The following is an 18,875-nucleotide window of genomic DNA, read 5'->3' as shown; positions in this document are numbered from 1 at the left end:
ACGTGGGACAGCCGGTCGGCACCGCCGTGTACCTGGACCCGGAAGCGACCGTGGAAGCGAGAACCGAGGACCTGCTGTCACGGATGACCCTTCCGGAGAAGGTCGGGCAGCTGCTGATGCTCGACGCACAACACGGGGACCTGGAGGACATCGTGTCGGCCAAGCTGGCCGGATCGGTTCTGCACGTGTCACCCGACCTGATGCCGCAGGCCATGGAGATCGCCACACGGACACGGCTGGCCATTCCGCTGCTGACCGCCGACGACGGCATCCACGGCCACTCGTTCTGGCCCGGTGCGACGATCTTCCCGACCCAGCTGGCCATGGCCTGCGCCTGGGACCCCGCCCTGCTCCACCGCGTGGCCCGGGCGGCCGCGACCGAGATCGCGGCGACCGGGATCCACGGGACGTTCTCCCCGGTGCTGTGCATCACCCGGGACCTGCGCTGGGGCCGGATCAACGAGACGTTCGGCGAGGACCCGTACCTGATCGGTGAACTCGGGGCGGCGATGGTGCGCGGCTACCAGGGCGAGGGCCTCGGCGACCCGACCGCCGTGCTGGCGTACGCCAAGCACTTCGCCGGCTACTCCGAGACCCTGGGCGGGCGCGACGCCAGCGAGGCCGATCTCAGCCCACGCAAGCTGCGCTCATGGTTCCTGCCCCCGTTCGAGCGGGCGGCCCGGGCCGGCTGCCGGGCCTTCATGCTCGGCTACCAGTCGATCGACGGGGTGCCCATCACCGCGAACGAGTGGCTGATCAACGATGTGCTCAAGGGCGAATGGGGCTTCACCGGCACGCTGGTGACCGACTGGGACAACGTCGGCCGGATGGTCTACGACCAGCGGACCTGCGCCGACTACGCCGAGGCTGCGGCCGTCGCCGTCAACTCCGGCAACGACCTGATCATGGCCACACCCGGCTTCTTCGAGGGCGCGCAGGAGGCGGTCGCCCGCGGCCTGGTCGAGGAGAAGCAGATCGACGACGCGGTACGGCGGGTGCTGCGGCTGAAGTTCGAGCTCGGACTCTTCGAGGACCCGCGCGTTCCCGACCCCGAGCGGCAGGCGCAGGTGATCGGCTGCCGCGCCCACACAGACCTCAACCTCGCGACCGCCCGACGCTCCCTCGTACTGCTGCGCAACGACGGCACCCTGCCCCTCGAAGGAGGGCTGACCTCGGACGGAACCGGCCGCGCCGTGAGCCGGGGTACGCCGCGGACGATCGCGGTCATCGGCCCCAACGCCGACAGCACCCAAGCCATGCTCGGCGACTGGGCGGGCGCCACCGGCCAGGTCCCGTGGATGCCCGAAGGCCATCCACGGGAGTCGGTGGAGACGGTCCTCGACGGCCTCCGCGCCGTCGCACCCACCGACTGGACCATCACGCACGCCCGCGGAGCCGACATCGCGAGCCCCCACCAGGACACCGGGTGGACCCTCGGCCCCGACGGCCAACCACAGCCGGACGTCTTCACCCCCGCCCCCGTCGACCAGGCACAACTCGGGCAGGCCATCGCTGCCGCAGAAGCCGCCGACTACGCCGTCGTGGTCGTCGGGGACACCATCGACCTCACCGGAGAGGTGCGCTCCACCGCCACGCTCGACCTCCAGGGAGGACAGATCGCCCTGCTGGACGCGGTCGCCGCCACCGGCACACCCATGATCGTCGTACTCGCCCAGTCCAAGCCGAGCACCCTGCCGGACTCGGCACTGAACGCGGCCGCGCTCATCGAGGCGTTCAATCCGGGCATGCGCGGTGGCCGCGCCGTCGCCGAACTCCTCCTCGGACTCATCGAACCCAGCGGCCGGCTCCCCGTCTCCTTCGCCCGCCACGTCGGACAGCAGCCCGTCTTCTACAACCAGGTGCGAGGCCAGCACGGCAGCCGCTACGCCGACCTCACGCAGGACCCCCTGTTCGCGTTCGGCGAGGGCCTCACCTACACCACCGTCACCTACTCCGACCTCGTCGTGCACGACCCGGACATCCCCGCCGACGGCACCGTCGACGCGACCGTACGGCTCACCAACAGCGGCAGCCGTCCGGCCCTGGAGACGGTCCAGGCGTACATCAGCGACCTGACCACCAGCGTCACCTGGGCCGAGCAGGAACTGAAGGCGTTCACCCAGGTCGAGATCCCCCCAGGCGAAAGCCTGGACGCCACCGTCAGCATCCCCGCCGCGCAGTGCTCACTCGTCACCGCCGACAACCGCCGCGTGGTCGAACCGGGTGAGTTCGCGCTCCGCGTCGGGCCCAGCTCCCGGCGGGAGCAGCAGCTGAGCGCACGATTCCGCATCCGAACCTGACCGCGACCGGCCCGCAAGACCCTGCGCGGGCTCGAAGACCCCCGCCCCGCCGACCCAGCCGCCCCGCCGAATCGAGGGCCGGCGGGGCGGGCCCAGCAAGACCGAAAGGCACGCGTGTGTCCACCACACCCAGCGATCCGCACCGCCCCGTGGCGCACCTGCGCCCGCCCCACCACTGGATCAACGACCCCAACGGCCTGGTCTTCCACGACGGCCACTACCACGTCAGCTACCAGTACAACCCCTACGGAGCGACTCACGCGAACCTGCACTGGGGCCACTTCCGCAGCCCCGACCTGCTGACCTGGGAGCCGCTGCCGATCGCCCTGTCCCCGACCGCGGGCGGCCCGGACGCCGACGGCTGCTTCTCCGGCAACGCCGTCTCCGACGGCGAACGGCTGGTCGCCTTCTACTCCGCGCACCGCGAGGACCGCTCCTTCCAGCACCAGCCGGTCACCTCCGCCGTCTCCGCCGACGGAGGCCGCACCTTCACCCCGCGGGGCGAACTGCTCATCCCCGAGCTGCCCGAGGGCTGCACCATGTACCGCGACCCCTACGTCTGGCAGGACGGCGACCGCTGGCGGATGCTGGTCGGCGCCGCCCTCGCGGACGGCCGTGCCGCCGCCCTCCTGTACGACTCACCCGACCTGGAGACCTGGACCTGTCGAGGGCCCTTCGCGGCTCGTCGCCCGGAGCCCGTCGGCGACACCGCCCTGCACTCCGGCGAGGGCTGGGAATGCCCCCAGTACCTTCCGGCGGCAGACGGGCCCGGCGCCCTCATTTTCGGCACGTGGACCGAACCCACCGGCCCGCTGAGCGTCGCGGCCCTGATCGGCGAAGAACACGACGGCCACTTCGAGGCCGGACCGGCGGTACCCGCCGACCACGGCCCTGACTGCTACGCACCGGCCCTGCTGCGCGGACCGGGCGACAGGTGGCTGCTGTGGGCCTGGTCATGGGAGGCCCGCGACGAAGCCTGGGCCCTCGCGGACGGATGGGCCGGAGTCCTCACGCTGCCCCGCGAGATCCACGTCGACGACGAGGGCACACTGCGCCAGCGGCCCGCCGCCGAACTGCTCGCCCTGCGCGGCCGACACACCATCCACGCCACAGGCGCGACGGACGGCCCGTGGCCGGTGGACCTCGGCATCGTAGGCCGCGCCTTCGACCTGACGGCACGTCTGGAGCCGACGGGAAACGCCGGCCTACGGCTGGTCACCACCGCGGACGGCTCCGAGTACCTCGACATCCGCCTCGACACCGACGCGGGTGAACTGGTCGTCGACCGCGCCCACGCCTCACTGGACGGCAGAGCCCGCGGCGGCTCCCACCGGATGCCCTGCCCGGCGGACCAGCCCGTCGACCTGCGCGTGGTCGTCGACCACTCCATCGCCGAGATCTTCCTGATCACCACCGGCCAGGTCCTCACCCTGCGCTTCTACCCCACAGGGCAGAGCCCCTGGCGACTGCGGGCCCGCACCGCAGCGGGGACGCGCCTCGGCTTCGCGGTCGACGTCTGGGAACTGCACCCGCTCGTGATCAAGGAACCGAGTACCAGCGCCGCACAGCCGGCGCCGACGTCGCCGTAGCACCGATTCCGACCGGTCGATCCCCCACCTCGGCACTGTGTCCCACCCCCTCACCCAAGTACAGAACAAGCTGGTCCGAAGGAGGATCTTCCATGAGCTCGTACGGTCTCGGACGACGCCGGTTCCTGGCCACCGCGGTCGGCGTCGCCGCCGCGTGGACCCAGGTTTCCGGGAATGCCCTAGCCGCCCCGCGGCTGAAGCAGGCCCCACGTGACAATTCCGTCCGTGTGTGGCTGACGGACGTATCGGCCGACAAGTGGGTCGCCGGCCAGGACGATGTGCTGTTCAAGGCGAGGAAAGCGGCCAACCCGCTGACGATCAAGATCGACGACAGCGTCAAGTACCAGAAGGTCCACGGCTTCGGCGCGGCCATGACCGACTCCGCCGCCTGGCTCATCGACAAGCTGTCCCCTGCCGAGCGGGCCAAGCTGATGAAGAAGCTGTTCGATCCCTCGAAGGGAATCGGCCTCAGCCTTCTCCGCTCCCCGATGGGCGCCACGGACTTCAACGCGTCCGGCAGCTACTCCTACGACGACATGCCCGCTGGCCGGACAGACCCGACGCTGGCCGACTTCTCCATCCAGCATGACGTCCCGTACATCATCCCGGCCCTGCGCCAGGCCCTCTCCCTCAACCCGTCCCTCAAGGTCATGGCCAACCCCTGGAGCCCACCAGGCTGGATGAAGACCTCCGACTCCATGATCGGCGGCACCCTCAAGGGCGAGTACGTCTCCGCCCTGGCCGAGTACTTCGTCAAGTTCGTCCAGGCCTACGACGAAGCCGGCGTGCCCATCTCCTACATCTCCCCGCAGAACGAACCCATGGGCACCCCCACCTGGCCCGGAATGTTCCTGTCCGCGTACCAGGAAGCCGAGCTGATCAAGAAGATCGGCAAGGCGTTCGAAGCCAACGGAATCTCCACGAAGATCCTGGCCTGGGACCACAACTGGGACGTGCCCTCCTACCCCGAGACGATCTTCAGTGACCCCGCCGCCTCCACATACACCGCCGGAACCGGATGGCACATCTACAGCGGCGACCCGACCTACCAGACGCTGGTCCACAACGACTACCCGAGCAAGGAAACCTTCATCACGGAGGCCACCGGAGGCGTGTGGCAGGACAGCGACCAGACGGCGTTCACCGAGGCACTGGGTACGTGGATCATCAACGGCACGCGCAACTGGGCGAACGGCGTGATGCTGTGGAACATCGCACTCGACCCCGACCGGGGCCCGCTCAACAGCGACACGGCCGGCATCCCCATGCTGCGGGGCCTGCTCACGATCGACCCGGCCGACGGGCAGGTGTCCTACAACGTCGACTACCACGCCCTCGCTCACGCGAGCAGGTTCGTCAGGCCCGGAGCACGCCGGATCTACTCGAACACCTTCGGGGAAGGCAGCATAGAGAACGTCGCGTTCCAGAACCCGGACGGATCGAAGGTGCTGATCGCGCACAACTCGGGAAAGGCGGCGAAGACCTTCAGCGTCGCGGACGGGACACACTCGTTCGACTACACCCTGAACGCCGGAGACGCCGTCACCTTCACGTACTCCGGCCCCGCGCGGAGCGGCAGCACCCCCGCAGCGGCCAAGGTCCCGGACCCGACACACGACTTCGCGTTCAAGTCGGAGTCCGGTCCGGTCACCGTCACCTACGACCCGGCACTGCGGCCCCACCAGAACTCCATCCGCACCGGAAACAAGCTGATCACGTACTCCCTGCCGATCGGAGCCTCCGTCCGGACGACCGGAAGGGCACTGAGCCGTACCAAGTGGACGGCCACGGCTTCCGCGCAGCCGGACTGGGGCAGGGCCGCGAACGCGATCGACGGCGACATCAACACCAAATGGAGCCTCGGGCACGGGACGACGAGCGGTGACTGGTTCCAGATCGACCTGGGGAGCCCCACGAGCTTCAACAAGATCGTCTTCGACACCGGCGTGAACAACTCGTTCGACTACGTCACGAAGTATCAGATCTACGTGTCGGACGACGGAGCCGAGTGGGGCAGCGCGATCGCGAGCGGCAGCGGGGGAATCGGGAAAACAACCGTCGCACTGCCGACCCGCACGGCACAGTACATTCGCATCGTCAGCACCGCGGCCTCCGGTTTCTGGTGGGCCATCGGCGATATCGAGGTGTACGGGGCCGCGCGCGGAACCGGCTCCATCGCGGCTCCGGCAGCGGTGGCGCACGGCCTCCAGTCGAAGAGCTGGACCAGCAAGCAAGGGGCCCAGGTCACCGTGGTCTTCAACGGGACCGCTGACAGCAAGAGTTTCAAGATGTCCACCGACGGCTCGTACACCTATGAGCTGCCGGGTGGCACCTCGGCGATGTTCACGACCAAGAAGCTCTCGAGCTTCCCGTCGCCGACCTTCAGCGATCTGAAGCCGGAACGGGGCGTACCACGCTCCAAGTTCACGATCCACGGTTCCGGCTTCGGCGACTCGCAGGGGCTGGGCACGGTGTACTTCGGATCGAGCTATGCCGAGATAGACACCTGGTCGGACACGAGCATCAGCGCCTACGTCCCGAAGGGACTCCCAGCAGGGAAGGTCACGGTCTCCGTGAAGGGCGCCACCGGAGCGGACGCGGGCGGCTCATCCTTCGACGTCATGGACCTGGGCCCCGCACTGCCGCGCACGGGCTGGACCGCGACGGCTTCGGACGCGAGCCAGTGGGACGCACCCGGAAACATGCTGGACGGTGATTCCGGTAACCGCTACAGCTCCGGAACCGGGCAGTACGACGGCCTCTGGATCCACGTGGACATGGGGCAGGCGCAGACCTTCAACAAGGTCGTCCTGGATGTCGGCGGAAGCATCGACGATTACGCGCGAAGCGCGGACGTGTACGTCTCGGAGGATGGAACCGACTGGATCAAGGTCTCCTCCGTGACGGACGGCCAGCGCGTCCAGGTGGTCTCCTTCCCCACGCGGACGGCTCGCCACATCAAGGTCGTCAACACCGCTGACGTCGCGAGTAACTGGTGGTCCATCGCGGAATTCAACGTCTACAACTGACCGAGCCTACGACTGACGGTGTCTACGACTGACGGCGTCGACACCGGGCGCTCCTTGCCCCTGCTGCTGGGCGGAGAGCGTGCGGCACGACCGAGACGCGAGGACGGGCCGGTGCGAGAGAGACCTTCTCCCGAGCCGGCCCTCACGGCCGAGACCCGGCAGCATGCAACGTGTCGCCGATCTCCAGCGCCTCACGTGGGTCTGTACGGTGAGCGGTGTAACTCCCGTGCTGGAATCGACAGTTGATGACTGACGTGACGAGTGGCGCCGAGGCCCGGAAGGCCGCTGTGGGTGCGACGAGTGCCGTGGATGACGGGCTGATCGCCGAGTTGGTTGCCCTGGCTCAGGCCGGTGGGGTGAAGCTCACCGGTGAGGGCGGCTTGCTGCAGCAGCTGACGAAGCGGGTGCTGGAGTCGGCGCTGGAGGGTGAGCTCACGGATCATCTGGGGCACTGGCCCGGTGGGCGGGCTGAGGGCGGCCGGGAGAACTACCGCAACGGGCACCGGTCCAAGACGGTGATCACCGAGTCGGGGCCGGTCGGGATCGCGGTGCCGCGGGACAGGGCCGGGTCGTTCGAGCCGCAGCTGGTCAGGAAGCGGCAGCGGCGTCCGGGCGGGGTGGATGAGATGGTCCTGTCGTTGTCGGCGAAGGGGCTGACGCACGGGGAGATCTCCACGCATTCGCCGAGGTGTACGGCGCGGAGATCTCCAGGTCCACGATCTCCACGATCACCGACAGCGTGATGGCCGGGGGTTTGCTCCGGCATCGGGATGGTGCCCGCATAGATGAACGGCCACCGGCTCGTGCTGGTGGATGCTGTCCGACGAGGGCACGGGTTGCTCAGGGGAGCCGGCGGGTGGCCGGAGTGAGGTTCAGGCGGCGTCTCGTCGTCGTCAGACCTTCTCGACTCGCACGGCGTGTCCCGCGAGGAGTTGATTCATGTCGTCGGTGTCGGAGGTGAAGACGGTTGCCTGAGCTCCCTGCACGGCTTCCCGCCCGGCTACGGCCGCCAGAATGGCGTCGATGGCGTATTTCTGCCCGTGCAGGCCGGCTGCCTTCAGCATGTCGCGCGCCATGGCGATCACCTGGTCGTCCGTGTGCACGATGCGGATCCGGGACAGCGTCCAGTTCCACAGTGCCTGCCTCGACGTTTCGCGAGGGTCCCATGCCTCCAAGGTCGTGAGCGATGAGGTGACGATCGGGATGTCCAGCCGCGGAGCCGTCTTGATCAGCGCAGTCATCTCCCGATCGCCCTGAACCGCCTTGGAGAGAGCCTCGGAGTCGAACACGAAGACGCGCTGTCGTGGCCGGTGCAGCTTCGCTCGGGCGGTGCGGCTCACGCGGCCTCGTCCGAGTGTGATCGCTGCTCGTCATGCCAGCCGTCGATGGCGGCGATGCGGTCCAGCGCTGCTTGCTGCTCGTCTTCCGTCACGGCGCCGTGCTCTTCTTCGAGACGTTCGGCCAACTCGCGCAGTCGGTCAATGGCGTCCTGATGGGCGGCGGCGGCGGCGATGTAGCCGGACACCCCGCGCGCGTCGACGCGCTCCTTGATCGATTCCACCAGCTCTTCCGGCACGGTGATGGTGATCTTCCGGGTTGCCATACTTCAAGTATGCCAGATCTCGTCCGGCGCGGCCTGGCCTCCTCTGGCTCCTCACCTGCCCGGGCCGCCCTCCCGACGGATACCGCGCCTCCCGACGGATACCGCGCAGGTCTGCGAGAGGCGCGTCCGGGGTTCACATGGAGATGTGGACTCTTGTGGACTCCAGACATGAGGAAGACCCCCCGTTCGAATGGAACGAGGGGCCGGGATCTCTCTTACCTGCGGTGCAGGTGGTGCCCCCGGCAGGATTCGAACCTGCGACACCGGCTTTAGGAGTGGGATCGAATTCTTGCCGGGGGGTGCCTGGCGCTGCCGCGCCGTGCTGTTGTCCCTGGTCGGAACCGCGCGGCGAGCCACTTGATCCGGCTCGTGCCGCCTCGTATCGGGCCGTCCGCATCGCTCACGCGCTGCCGACTGCTGAGCAGCGAGTGGTCAGATCTGTCCGAGGTCGATCTCCACCGGGAAGGGGGCCGCTACCTTGAGGACGCCGGTGAACACGTCTCCGTCCCGGTAGGTCTTCGTCGCGGGGTCGAGAACGTAGGTGTAGACGAGAGGAACGCCTGTCGCGGCCTGCTCGATCCGCCAGTAGAAGGCGATGCCCGCCTTGGCGTACTGGTCGACCTTCACGATCCGGTCGGTGGTCTCCGAACCTGGCGACACCACCTCCGCGACCAGGAGCACGTGCTCAGGGCGGGTGGGGGTGATGTCGATCGTGTCTGCGCGGTACACAACGACGTCCGGGCGGCGATTGGTGAGCGGGACGTCCTGAAGCCGGACGTCGAAGTCCGTGTCGGCGTTCCACTCCGGGCCCGCGGCGGCATCCAGGGCGTTCGCCAGAATCCGGGCGAGCCGGTTGTGGCGCTTGGACGCACTCGGGCTCACGACGACCATCCCGTCCACGATCTCGATGCCGGCGCACTGCTCCTCGGACCAGGAGTCGTACTCCTGCGCCGTGATCTGCTCATGCATCCACGCCGGGGCCACCATCTCGGCCGTCATGAAGCACCTCCCGGACACTGTCGCTGCGGGCCCGATCCCGCCGGATTCAGCGTACTGTCTGCCATCCGTCCGGCATGCTGATCTCGCTCACGCCCCTCCCCGTCGGCCGGCATCCGACCAGTGTGCCCTCGACAGTCAGGAACTGGCGCGGTGGACTTGTCATCAGGAGATCGGAGCAGACCAGCGGCGCCACTGACCTGGTGGCCACACCGGTGAGCGCCGCACCACCCGGCGACGTGAACCGTCGCGCAACCCTGGGCCGCGGACGCACCGAACGCCGATGCCAGGCGCCCCGAGACAGCGGCAAGCAGCCCCACAAGCTGACACAGCGAGCAGAACGGTCCAACGGCCCTCGGTCCCGGCTCCCGCAACGTCCACCAACCGCGCGATGCAGCCCTAGGCACCACAGGTCAGAGGCACTCCAGCTCGCCGCCCCGACCTCCTGCCCCCAGACAGAGGACCCGCACTGGCGCGCATCCGCTAAGCTACCCCTGGGTCAGTCGTTGGTACGTGACGTTGTCTGCTCAGATGACCCAGCGGAGAGCGTTGCACCACGTCTGACCAGCGGGCTTGTGCTCCTCGTCGAAGATCCACACCCTGGGTTTTCAACAAGGTCTTCTACAAGCCACTGCCTTCGTAGCTCAGGGGATAGAGCACCGCTCTCCTAAAGCGGGTGTCGCAGGTTCGAATCCTGCCGGGGGCACAGCAAAAGGGCCAGCTCAGGAGGGTTTCCTCCCAGGCTGGCCCTTCGTCGTGTTCGAGGCCGTGCCACACGCGTGCCACTAATGCCACGCGGATGCCACGTCACTCCTGGCCGGTGGCCTCTCCCCCGCCCTCGCGGATCATCGCCCCGAGCCGATCGGCGATGGCCCGGTCACGGTCGCTGGTCATGTGCTGATAGATCAGCGCGGCACGCGAGCTGCTGTGGCCCATGCGGGTCATCAGCTCTCGGGTGCTGGCACCGGCGGTCGAGGCCAAGGTGTTGCCGGTGTGGCGGAGATCGTGAAAGTGGAGCTCCGACGTGACGCCCGCCGCCTTCCTGGCAGACACCCAATCGTCGCGGAAATTGCTCCGCCGAAGTTGGCCGCCCTGCGGACCGACGAAGACGTGTCCGTCGCGGCCGGGCGCGGCGAACTGTTCCAGGTGGCCCGTCACGTCGTCGAGCAGCTCAGCGGGGAACGAGATGGCACGCACGCCAGCGGCAGACTTCGGCGCTTTGTCGAAGAGGCGACCGTCCTGCAACTCAGCCTGAGACCGGCGAACGCTGACGGTCAGCCCCTCCAAGTCGATGTCCCGACGGCGAAGGGCGGCGAGTTCACCGAAGCGCAGAGTGGTGAACGCGGCCAGGAGGACGAGCAGCCGGTAGCGCGGCGCGATGGCATCGGCGACGGCGAAGACCTCGGTGACCAAGAGGACCGGCCGCTCGGGCACGTCGTAGCGATCGGCGCCCTTGATACGGCACGGGTTGCGCCGGATCAGTTCGTCGTCCACAGCTGTGTTCATCAGGGCCCGGAGCAGTTGATACGCCTTGACCACCGTCGGCTCGCCGATGCCGGCCGTGAGGAGCTTCCCCCGCCAGCTACGCACACGAGCCGTCGTCACGTCGGCCATGGTCCCAGCTCCGAAGGTGGGCAGGATGTGCAGCCGCATGACGGACTCAGACCGCTCACGGGTGCGGTCGGCGAGCTTCCGGTCCCGGAGCCATGCCGTCGCGTACTCCGCGAAGTTCACCGCCCCGGCGTCCGGGTCCGACCACTGGCCGCGCGTGATGTCGGCCTCGATGTGGGTGAGCGCGACTTGAGCGTCGGTCTTGGTCGCATACGTCGTCTCAGCCGGCCGAAGTTGCCCCGTCTCGGGGTCGCGGTAGCGAACCTGCCAGCGACCGGACTTGAGCTGTCGGACCGACCCGAAGCTTCTACGCTGCCCCTTCTTGTTGGCCATCAGGCAGCCCTCCGCAGCGAGCCTCGCCGATGGCCGATCGGCTGCACTGTGTTGGCGTCGATGAACGCGCTCAGCTCACGTTCTGGGATGCGTACGTGGCGGCCAACCTTGACGAAGGCGATGCGTCGTTCGGCGATCAGACGGCGCGGGAAGCGCTCCGAGGTGCCGAGGAGTTCGGCCACCTGCGCCACGGTGAGATAGCGGTCAGCCACGAGTGGGTTCTCCTTCCGTTCCGGGGGCGGGTTCGAGAGATGCGGCGAGCCAGGCTTCGGTGTCGGAGAGGCCGGTTCCGGCGAAGACCCAGTGAGCGAGCACGTACGTCGTCTCGGACCCGGTGTCGGTGGTGGCGGCTTGGGCTCGTCGCCACTCGGCGCGGGCGTCGCGGAGGGCGCCGAGGGTGGTGGAGTAGCGGCGGGATTTGGTGGAGAAGTGGCCGCGGAAGCCGAGCATGTGGGCCCAGGCGCGTAGGCGGAGGTGTTCGAGATCCTTGCGTGCGCCGAGGAACCAGGCGGTTCGGATGAGGCGGCGGGCGTGGTCGCTGATGTCGAGCTGGGCGAGTTCGGCGGCGAACTTCAATGGCCGGTCGAGAGCTCCCGTGGCGGTTTCGGCGCCCTTGGTGGCGTACTTGGCGATGTACGCGGCGACTGCACGTTCGGTCAGTTCCTGGCCGTCGTTGAAGTCGGCGGAGCGGATGGTGCGGACATCGAGTTGGCGGCCGAAGGTGAAGGTGTGGGTGCGTCCGTCGATGACCGGGCCGTCGACGCGGACCTTGGCGGCAGCGGCCTCGATGGCGTCGGTGAGCAGTTCGGCCGTTGCCCAGGCCGGGGGTGGGGTGTCACCGCCGGTGGGGCCGTCGATGCGGATGACCGCGTGGAAGTGAACGGCGCCGCGCTTCTGGTACTCGGCGACCTTGGCGAAGGACACGCGGGCGTGGTCACGGAAGCGGCGTTGTGACAGGCCGGCGCGCTTGGCGACCTCTCGGCGCAGGTAGGTGGAGAAGCGTCGCCAGAGCGGACCGGCGTGCGCGTTCCAGAGAACGGCCGCTTCGTAGTCGTAGGTGTCCGGGTCGAGCGCGGTACCGAGTACAGCGTCGTCCTGGTCATGGCGGGTGCCGCAGCGGCAGGGGCGTCCGCTGGAGGGGCGGTTGTGGACCGGGCCGAAGCTCGGTGCGGTGAAGGTGGCGAAGACACGCGGGTGGGTGGCGACGTGTTCGGGGACGCCCTTGCCGCCGCGCAGGCCGGAGGTGATCAGGTGGAAGGTGTCGCGGCGGTAGACCTCGGAGCAGGCCGCGCAGCGGGTGGTGCGGCGGTTGTTGCAGCGGACGAGGAGTTGGCCGGCCGGGAGGTCGGTGGAGTCGAGGTACTGGAGGACGCGACCGATCTCGCCGGTCGTGGTGTCGACGTCGTGCTCGGTGCGGTGGCCGTCGAGGCGGATCGGGTGGGTGCAGCCGCCGAGGCCGGAGAGCTGACGGAGGATACCGGGCAGCGTGCCGTGCTCGGCCAGCTTCGCGAGTTCCGGGAGCGGGGGCGGTGTGGTGCGGGTGAAGATGGCGATTCTCCTTCTGGCTGGCTCGGTCAGGAGTGATGGGCCCGGGGCGGCGGATGCTTGGTCGTGTGTGCCGCCCCGGGTGTCGGGCGCGTTCAGCGCTGGTTCTGCTCGCGGATCAGGGAGCGCAGGACCACGGCCGCGATGGCGACGGAGATGGCCGAGACGGCGACGGCGGCCAGGAGCGCGGTGAGGACGACACCGCCGACGACCACGGCCGCCGCCACTGAGGGGCTGATGGAGACCGCCGGGAGCGAGCGCCGTACGGGCGCCGGATCGGCCGGGGCGTGGGTGTGCGCGGGCGGCGGCGCGGGGCTGTCGGGGTACTTGGGCAGAAACACGGCCGATCTACTTATCTACTCGTCTAGGTATGTGAGCCGTTTATGACGTCCACGCCGGAGCGGGTGCCGGATTCGATGGCGGGGGCGAGGAAGGTCTGCGAGAGGTAGAAGCCGAAGAGGGCGATCAGGACGACGACCCAGGTGCGGACGCCGAGGAACTTGACCGCGCCCCAGGCGAAGAAGCCGAGGACGACGACGAGCGGCAGGCTGACGGTCACGGTGTGCGGGGTCCCTTCGGAGGATCAGCGGACGGGGCAGCGGTGGGTGCGGGCGGCCAGCTCGGCGGCGGCGCGGCTGTCGTAGTCGGCGGAGAAGTTGCAGCGCGGAGCCGTGCAGGCGGCGGTGTGCTTCTCGCGGCCCCGGCCGTCGTAGGACGTGGCGACCTGGACGGGGCCGATGCGGGTGACGTTGCGGAAGCGGCGGTTGGGCATGATCAGTCCTCCTGTCGCAGGCTGGGGCCGGGGAAGTCGTGCAGGATGCGGGCGGCTTCGGCGGGGTCCGTGACGCGGTCGGCAGCTTCTTCGGCGAGGAGCCGGGCCAGCGTGGTCCGGCCGCTGACGGCCATCTCGCGGGCCGCTTCGAGGTAGTCGGCGGCGGTGTTGAAGCAGAAGAGGGGCACGGGTCAGCTCCCGGTCGGGGCGAGGTGGGCAGCGATGGCTTCGGCCATGGGCGCGGGGACGCCGAGGCGAGCGCGGAGGGTTGGGGTGTCGATGGGTGTTCCGGTGCGGGTGTGGTGTTCGGTGGCGACCTTGCGGGCGTGTTCGACGAGGGCGGCCGGGACGGGTACGGCGGGTCGCTCGGGCGTCGGTGGCTCGATGGCAGGTGGTGTCGGCGGGGGTTCCTCGGGGGCGAGTTCGGGCGCGTGCTCCTGGTCCACGGTGTCGTCTGTGTCCTCGGGGTCCTTGTCGGTCGTTGTCGGTGCGGAGTGGGCGAGGAGGGTTCCGCCGAGGAAGGCCACGGCGGGCCAGCCCGCGACGAGGATGCGCAGCCAGGCGGGTACGTCGTTGAGGTCGAGTAGGCCGGCGGTGGCGACGTTCGCGCCGAGGGAGGCGGCGAGGGCGATGACGAACCAGCACCACCCGGACGCTTTCGCCTCACCGGAGCGCAGTCGGCGCCAGGCGGCGACGAGCAGCAGGTCGACCGAGATCGGATAGGCCCACGCTTTCCACCCGTCCTGACCGGCCGCCATAGCGATGTCGTGCAGGTGGGCGAAGGACAGCGCGGCGGCGATGAGCGCCTGGACGAGCACCGCGTCGACACGGGCCAGTTGGGCGCGCATGAGCGGCTCCTTCCGGGATTCAGGCATGGCAGGGGTAGGGAGTTGGCGCGAGGCGGTCACGCCGACCGGGGTGAGGGGTGGGCGAAGGTCAGTCGGTCACCGGGTGCGGCTGCACTGCCGGGGCCGAGGACTCGACGGGCCGCACGGGGATGTCGGGCCGGAACGGCTTGAGCGCGGGCAGGTCGGGCACCAGGTGGGCCGTATCCCGGCAGATCTCGGCGGCGGCGCTGAGGGAGAGGTACGGCGTGCGGATGCGGGACCAGCCGCCGGAGGTGTCACCGGCCACGGCCAGGCCGGGCAGCTCGGGCGCGATGGCGCAGGCGGCGAAGACCGCTTCGGGGGCGATGTCACCAAGCGCCATCTTCGCGGAGGCTTCGTCGTTGACGCGGTGGCAGACCCGGCCGGTGAGCTGGGCCCGGAGCATGGTGGCGCCCTTGCCCAGCTCAGCGCCGAAGCGCTGCCCACAGACCTCCAGGTAGATCCCGGCGGCGCGGCCGAGCTGGGCGAGGCGGATGAGCTGGGTGACCATCTCGTCGCGCCGTTCCTCGTCCTTCTTCGTGGCGACGAGGAAGAGTTCCGCCACCTCGTCGACGAACAGCACGATCGGCACCGGACGTTCACCCTCGGGCAGGCCCCAGATATCGGAGGTGATCTCCTCGTCCGGCGTGCCCGGCGCAATGCCCTGCCGGGCCTTGATCAGGTCGTAGCGGTCCTCCATCTCCTTCACGAGCACAGGCAGCAGCTCAGCAGCTTCGTCGGGATCGGTCGCCAGGGCCGAGAGCCGGGAGACGAACGGCGCCAGCTCCACACCCCGCTTGCAGTCGATGCCGACCAGGGCGACGGGTTGCCGGGCGAGTCCGGTGATCAGGTGCCGCAGGTACATGGACTTCCCCGACAGCGTGGCGCCGAGGGTGAGCTGATGCGGAATCGTGCGGTAATCGCGGACGAACGGGGTCGCGTCCTCCCGCAGCGCCACGGGCACCTTGAGGAGTTCGACGGTCGCCTTACGGGGCATCCGCACGTTCCGCAGTACGTCGAAGCCGACGAGCCGCAGTTCGACCACGCCCGGCTTGACGGTCGAGACGTACACGGCGTGAACGCCCCAGGCATGCCGCAGCCGTTCGGCCGAGGCAGCGACGTCCGCCGGTTCCTGTCCGGGAGCGAGCCGGAGACGGAGCCGCAGCCCGGTCGTGGTGGGCCGGATGATGCCCCGACGCGGCGGCACAGGCCGGACCTCCCGCCGGGTGGTGGCCTTGACGGCGAGGACCCGCAGCCGGGACGGCGCCACGGTCAGCCCGCACGCCTCCATGACCGAGCCGTACGAGCCGAGGAGCCGGGCAGTGGATATCGGCAGGCCGACCGTGGGCCAGTACACGCGAGGGTGCTTGACCCGGGCGTAGGCAGCCCCGCCGCCGAGCGCGGCGACAGGACCACCCACCTCCAGAAGTGTCACCAGATCGGACATCAGGCCGTGGCCCCCATGGCGGCCGGGAACGCGGCCGGAGTCACGGCGGCGGCGCGGAAGGCGATGCCGTGGCGCTGCTGCCCGTTGAACACCGACTCCCACGGCCGGGCAACCAGCCCCGGCAGCGAGACCGGCGCCCCCAGCGTCAGCCCGTCGGCCACACCGCCCTCGGGCACGGTGACCTTGACCAGCGACGATTCCCCGTCCTCGATGTAGACGACGCCGAGCGTCATCAGTGCCTCACCGCTGACGGCGTCCTTGGCGATCTCGCCCGTCTGCCGGTCCCGGACCTTGGGCTCAGGGGCCTCAGTCAGCAGGATCGTCGCAGCCGAGGTCTCAACACGAATGGTGCGCAAGGCAATTCACCCATCTACTCGTCTATACATGATGCGTCCTGCGAACCCGACTTGCCGGGCTCACGCGGACCACCCTGCCACACCACTTGCCCACTCGTCTATACGAGTATGCCTGTTGGGGTGTACGAGTCGGAGAAGCGTCCCCCGCGCACCACCGCAAATCACCGCATCACGTCGCCGGAAGCTGGTACGACAGCACGTACGCATCCGCCGCCATGACCGTGTCGCAGACCTCCACGGCCCGCCCCTCGGTGTCGAAGGCAGTCCGGATCAGGTGGATCACGGGCACACCAGAGGCCAAACGGAGCGTCTTGACCTCAGCCGGGGAGGGCATCCGGGCGCGAATCTCCTCCTCGAAGTGGTCGAGGCGATGGCCCAGCTCTTCGAGTCGGGCATAGATCCCGCCGGGCCCGGGGTTGGTTTCGGCGATGGGCGTACCGCGCGCGATGTCGAGCGGCAGATACGAGGTGGCGAACTCGACCGGCCGCCCGTCGAGCAGATAGCGCCGCCGACGAGCCAGCACCCGCCGCACGGAGCCGAGCCGGGTGGAGACGTCCTGGCTGGCCTTCTCTTCCTTGACCTCAAGGCTGTCGACCTGAGGGTGGCTGCCGGCCGCGTTGGCTTCGACGATGAAGGCCGCCTTGCCCTGCTCGCGGTGGCGCCGGGCGAAGCGGTCGGAGGCGAGCCGTCGCACGGGCGGCCGGGGCCGGACGAAGACGCCCTTGCCGTGCTCGGCGTGCACGAGCCCTTCGCCCTGGAGGACGGAGAAGGAGTTGCGGACCGTCATCCGGGATACCCCGTAGTGGTCAACAAGCTCAGCCTCCGAGGGCAACTTTTCACCCTCCTTGAACCGCCCCCGGTCGATGGCTTCACGCAACTGGTCGGCGATCTGCCGAAACACCGCACGATCGCTCGTGGGGTCGAGATCACCGAGGAAGCCGGAAGGAAGAGAGGGCACGTGTACTCCTTTAGATATCTAGACGAGTGGGCGATTGTTGTTGCTACGGTAGAGAGCCTAGCCAGCCGAGAGGGCCGAGGAACGTGAGCACCGACCGTCCGCACTCCGTGAGCGTCGCCGGAGTCATCGTCGACGACCAGGGCCGGGCCCTCTTGATCAAACGGCGCGACAACGGCAAGTGGGAACCCCCCGGCGGAGTCCTCGAACGCGAGGAAACCCTCCCCGAGGCCCTCCAGCGCGAGGTTCTCGAAGAGACCGGCATCAAGATCGCACTTCCCGCGACCCTGACCGGCGTCTACAAGAACATGACGGGCCTGATCGTCTCGCTGGTCTTCCGGTGCGAGGCGGCCGACGGCACGCCGACCACCGGCGACGAGACCCGCGCACTGCGCTGGGCCACCCGTGAAGAAGTCACCGAGCTTGCCGACGAGGCATACGCGATCCGCGTCCTGGACGCACTCGACGCGACATCCCCGCCGGCCATCCGCGCCCACGACGGCGTGAAACTCATCTAGCCCGAACCCGCTGCACATGGCGGCCTACCAGCATGAAGGAACTTGTATGCACGAGTATACGAGCAGTGCGCGGGTCTGGGGACTCACTTGCCCAGGATTTCCGGAAGAGGTGAGCCGGGCCCGCCGCTGGACCCGCGACATCCTGCGCGGATCTCCCCTGGCCGACGACGCCGAACTGATCGTGAGCGAACTGAGCGCGAACGCGATCCTCCACACGGCCAGCGGCATGGAATCCGGCAGCTTCCACCTGGCCCTCGCAGTGACCCGGCAGGTGATCGCCCTCTCGGTGACGGACGGCGGAGGAACGGGCACGGCCCCCAAGGCCGAGCACCAGGACGACGAAGCCGAACACGGCCGGGGCCTGGGCATGGTCACCGCACTCGCCCACCGAGTCGTGATCCACGGCAGCGAAGGCGGCTACACGGTCACCGCGGAACTCTTCGCCGGCAGCCGACCGGGAGACCACCCGTGCTGAACGACGAAGCCCGCCGAGGCTACTGGTGCGAGTGCTGGACCGAAGACCTCACCGACGAGGGCGAGTTGGTACTCCGGGCATCCTTCGACGCCTACACCGCACCCCAGGCCGACCGATGGGTTGCCGTCGCGCTCCGCACCATCTCACCGGCATTCGACCCGGAAGCATCCGAGCAGGCATGGCAGTGGCTGTACGACGGCCGCATAGACACCCGACGGGCCCTCCTGCGCTCCGAGCCCTGCACCGTGTCAGTCACCTTCGACTCGACCCGCATCACCTGGACGATCCGTCCCGTGATCTTCCTGCCGCTCGCACACCGCCAGAGCACAGAACTGCCAGCTTGCGCATACGACTTCAAGCCCCGACCGCCCCAGCGGACCGTGTCGGGTCCCAGCTGATGCACGACGTTCTGGTCCCACCTGAGGCTTGACGGTAGGCCTAGGAAACGTGGGAAGCCCCGTGGGGCTTGTTCGCTTTCAC

At 68.8% G+C, this 18,875-nt stretch carries 20 protein-coding genes, 1 tRNA gene and 1 pseudogene; 8 read left to right on the top strand and 14 right to left on the bottom strand.

The genetic code is table 11. The annotated features are described in order from the left end of the window. Positions 1-2: 2 nt before the first annotated feature. From HW837_RS30435 to HW837_RS30420, 4 genes and pseudogenes are all read left to right on the top strand, one after another. On the top strand, positions 3-2,300 hold the full coding sequence (locus tag HW837_RS30435) for a glycoside hydrolase family 3 N-terminal domain-containing protein (RefSeq protein WP_193380359.1): 2,298 nt from the start codon (positions 3-5) through the stop codon (positions 2,298-2,300). A 116-nt stretch (positions 2,301-2,416) separates the two neighbouring features. Continuing rightward, a complete protein-coding gene (locus HW837_RS30430; RefSeq protein ID WP_193380358.1) occupies positions 2,417-3,889 on the top strand; it encodes a glycoside hydrolase family 32 protein in 1,473 nt (490 codons plus the stop codon). Between the two features lie 92 nt (positions 3,890-3,981). Further along, positions 3,982-6,918, top strand: coding sequence for a discoidin domain-containing protein (locus HW837_RS30425; protein ID WP_193380357.1), 2,937 nt, complete (start codon positions 3,982-3,984; stop codon positions 6,916-6,918). A gap of 245 nt (positions 6,919-7,163) precedes the next feature. Beyond that, positions 7,164-7,666 (top strand): annotated as a pseudogene (locus HW837_RS30420) (transposase); the annotation flags it as partial. A 145-nt stretch (positions 7,667-7,811) separates the two neighbouring features. On the opposite strand, the gene HW837_RS30415 reads toward HW837_RS30420, so the two are convergent. The 3 genes from HW837_RS30415 to HW837_RS30405 form a co-directional block, all read right to left on the bottom strand. Beyond that, positions 7,812-8,258 (bottom strand): hypothetical protein, encoded by a 447-nt coding sequence (locus tag HW837_RS30415; protein ID WP_193380356.1) that lies wholly within the window; start codon positions 8,256-8,258, stop codon positions 7,812-7,814. Continuing rightward, the gene (locus HW837_RS30410) at positions 8,255-8,521 is read right to left on the bottom strand and encodes a hypothetical protein (protein WP_193380355.1); all 267 of its coding nucleotides are present in this window, start codon (positions 8,519-8,521) and stop codon (positions 8,255-8,257) included. The genes HW837_RS30415 and HW837_RS30410 overlap by 4 nt, the downstream gene beginning before the upstream one ends. A 432-nt stretch (positions 8,522-8,953) precedes the next feature. Then, positions 8,954-9,520 carry a Uma2 family endonuclease gene (locus HW837_RS30405; protein WP_193380354.1) on the bottom strand — a complete coding sequence of 189 codons (567 nt, stop codon included), beginning with the start codon at positions 9,518-9,520 and terminating at the stop codon, positions 8,954-8,956. 630 nt (positions 9,521-10,150) lie between these two features. On the opposite strand from HW837_RS30405, the gene HW837_RS30400 reads away from it, so the two are divergent. Beyond that, positions 10,151-10,223 (top strand) — tRNA-Arg (locus HW837_RS30400). A gap of 101 nt (positions 10,224-10,324) precedes the next feature. Here the strand turns inward: HW837_RS30400 and HW837_RS30395 are convergent. From HW837_RS30395 to HW837_RS30345, 11 genes are all read right to left on the bottom strand, one after another. Beyond that, complete coding sequence (locus HW837_RS30395) at positions 10,325-11,461, bottom strand: tyrosine-type recombinase/integrase (protein WP_193383083.1); 1,137 nt, start codon at positions 11,459-11,461, stop codon at positions 10,325-10,327. Beyond that, a complete protein-coding gene (locus HW837_RS30390) occupies positions 11,461-11,673 on the bottom strand; it encodes an excisionase family DNA-binding protein (RefSeq protein ID WP_193383084.1) in 213 nt (70 codons plus the stop codon). Before HW837_RS30390 ends, HW837_RS30395 begins: the two co-directional genes overlap by 1 nt. Next, positions 11,666-12,946, bottom strand: coding sequence for a replication initiator (locus HW837_RS30385; RefSeq protein ID WP_193383092.1), 1,281 nt, complete (start codon positions 12,944-12,946; stop codon positions 11,666-11,668). Before HW837_RS30385 ends, HW837_RS30390 begins: the two co-directional genes overlap by 8 nt. A gap of 155 nt (positions 12,947-13,101) precedes the next feature. Then, positions 13,102-13,347: a SpdD protein gene (locus HW837_RS30380; RefSeq protein ID WP_193383085.1), complete on the bottom strand. Its 246-nt coding sequence runs from the start codon at positions 13,345-13,347 to the stop codon at positions 13,102-13,104. Positions 13,348-13,370: 23 nt separating this feature from the next. Beyond that, entirely contained in the window at positions 13,371-13,565 is a 195-nt protein-coding gene (locus tag HW837_RS30375) for a hypothetical protein (RefSeq protein WP_013002341.1), read from the bottom strand. A gap of 24 nt (positions 13,566-13,589) precedes the next feature. After that, on the bottom strand, positions 13,590-13,781 hold the full coding sequence (locus HW837_RS30370) for a mobile element transfer protein (protein WP_093791186.1): 192 nt from the start codon (positions 13,779-13,781) through the stop codon (positions 13,590-13,592). Beyond that, entirely contained in the window at positions 13,781-13,966 is a 186-nt protein-coding gene (locus HW837_RS30365; protein WP_037705489.1) for a hypothetical protein, read from the bottom strand. The genes HW837_RS30370 and HW837_RS30365 overlap by 1 nt, the downstream gene beginning before the upstream one ends. Before the next feature lie 3 nt (positions 13,967-13,969). After that, a complete protein-coding gene (locus tag HW837_RS30360; RefSeq protein WP_193383086.1) occupies positions 13,970-14,626 on the bottom strand; it encodes a DUF2637 domain-containing protein in 657 nt (218 codons plus the stop codon). Between the two features lie 88 nt (positions 14,627-14,714). Next, the gene (locus HW837_RS30355) at positions 14,715-16,091 is read right to left on the bottom strand and encodes an FtsK/SpoIIIE domain-containing protein (RefSeq protein ID WP_193383087.1); all 1,377 of its coding nucleotides are present in this window, start codon (positions 16,089-16,091) and stop codon (positions 14,715-14,717) included. Next, the gene (locus tag HW837_RS30350) at positions 16,091-16,447 is read right to left on the bottom strand and encodes an SCO3933 family regulatory protein (RefSeq protein ID WP_193383088.1); all 357 of its coding nucleotides are present in this window, start codon (positions 16,445-16,447) and stop codon (positions 16,091-16,093) included. Before HW837_RS30350 ends, HW837_RS30355 begins: the two co-directional genes overlap by 1 nt. Positions 16,448-16,616: 169 nt before the next feature. Next, entirely contained in the window at positions 16,617-17,405 is a 789-nt protein-coding gene (locus HW837_RS30345; protein WP_193383089.1) for a GntR family transcriptional regulator, read from the bottom strand. 107 nt (positions 17,406-17,512) lie between these two features. On the opposite strand from HW837_RS30345, the gene HW837_RS30340 reads away from it, so the two are divergent. From HW837_RS30340 to HW837_RS30330, 3 genes are read left to right on the top strand one after another with little or no spacing between them, the layout of a single operon-like run. After that, on the top strand, positions 17,513-17,920 hold the full coding sequence (locus HW837_RS30340; RefSeq protein WP_193383093.1) for an NUDIX hydrolase: 408 nt from the start codon (positions 17,513-17,515) through the stop codon (positions 17,918-17,920). Between the two features lie 46 nt (positions 17,921-17,966). Then, positions 17,967-18,395 carry an ATP-binding protein gene (locus HW837_RS30335; RefSeq protein WP_193383090.1) on the top strand — a complete coding sequence of 143 codons (429 nt, stop codon included), beginning with the start codon at positions 17,967-17,969 and terminating at the stop codon, positions 18,393-18,395. Then, entirely contained in the window at positions 18,389-18,793 is a 405-nt protein-coding gene (locus HW837_RS30330; RefSeq protein WP_193383091.1) for a hypothetical protein, read from the top strand. The genes HW837_RS30335 and HW837_RS30330 overlap by 7 nt, the downstream gene beginning before the upstream one ends. The last annotated feature ends 82 nt before the right edge of the window (positions 18,794-18,875 follow it).

This window comes from Streptomyces caniscabiei, from assembly GCF_014930365.1.
Lineage (GTDB): Bacteria > Actinomycetota > Actinomycetes > Streptomycetales > Streptomycetaceae > Streptomyces > Streptomyces caniscabiei.
The sequence above is the reverse complement of the archived record's forward strand: the minus strand, read 5'-3'. Positions and strand labels throughout refer to the sequence as shown.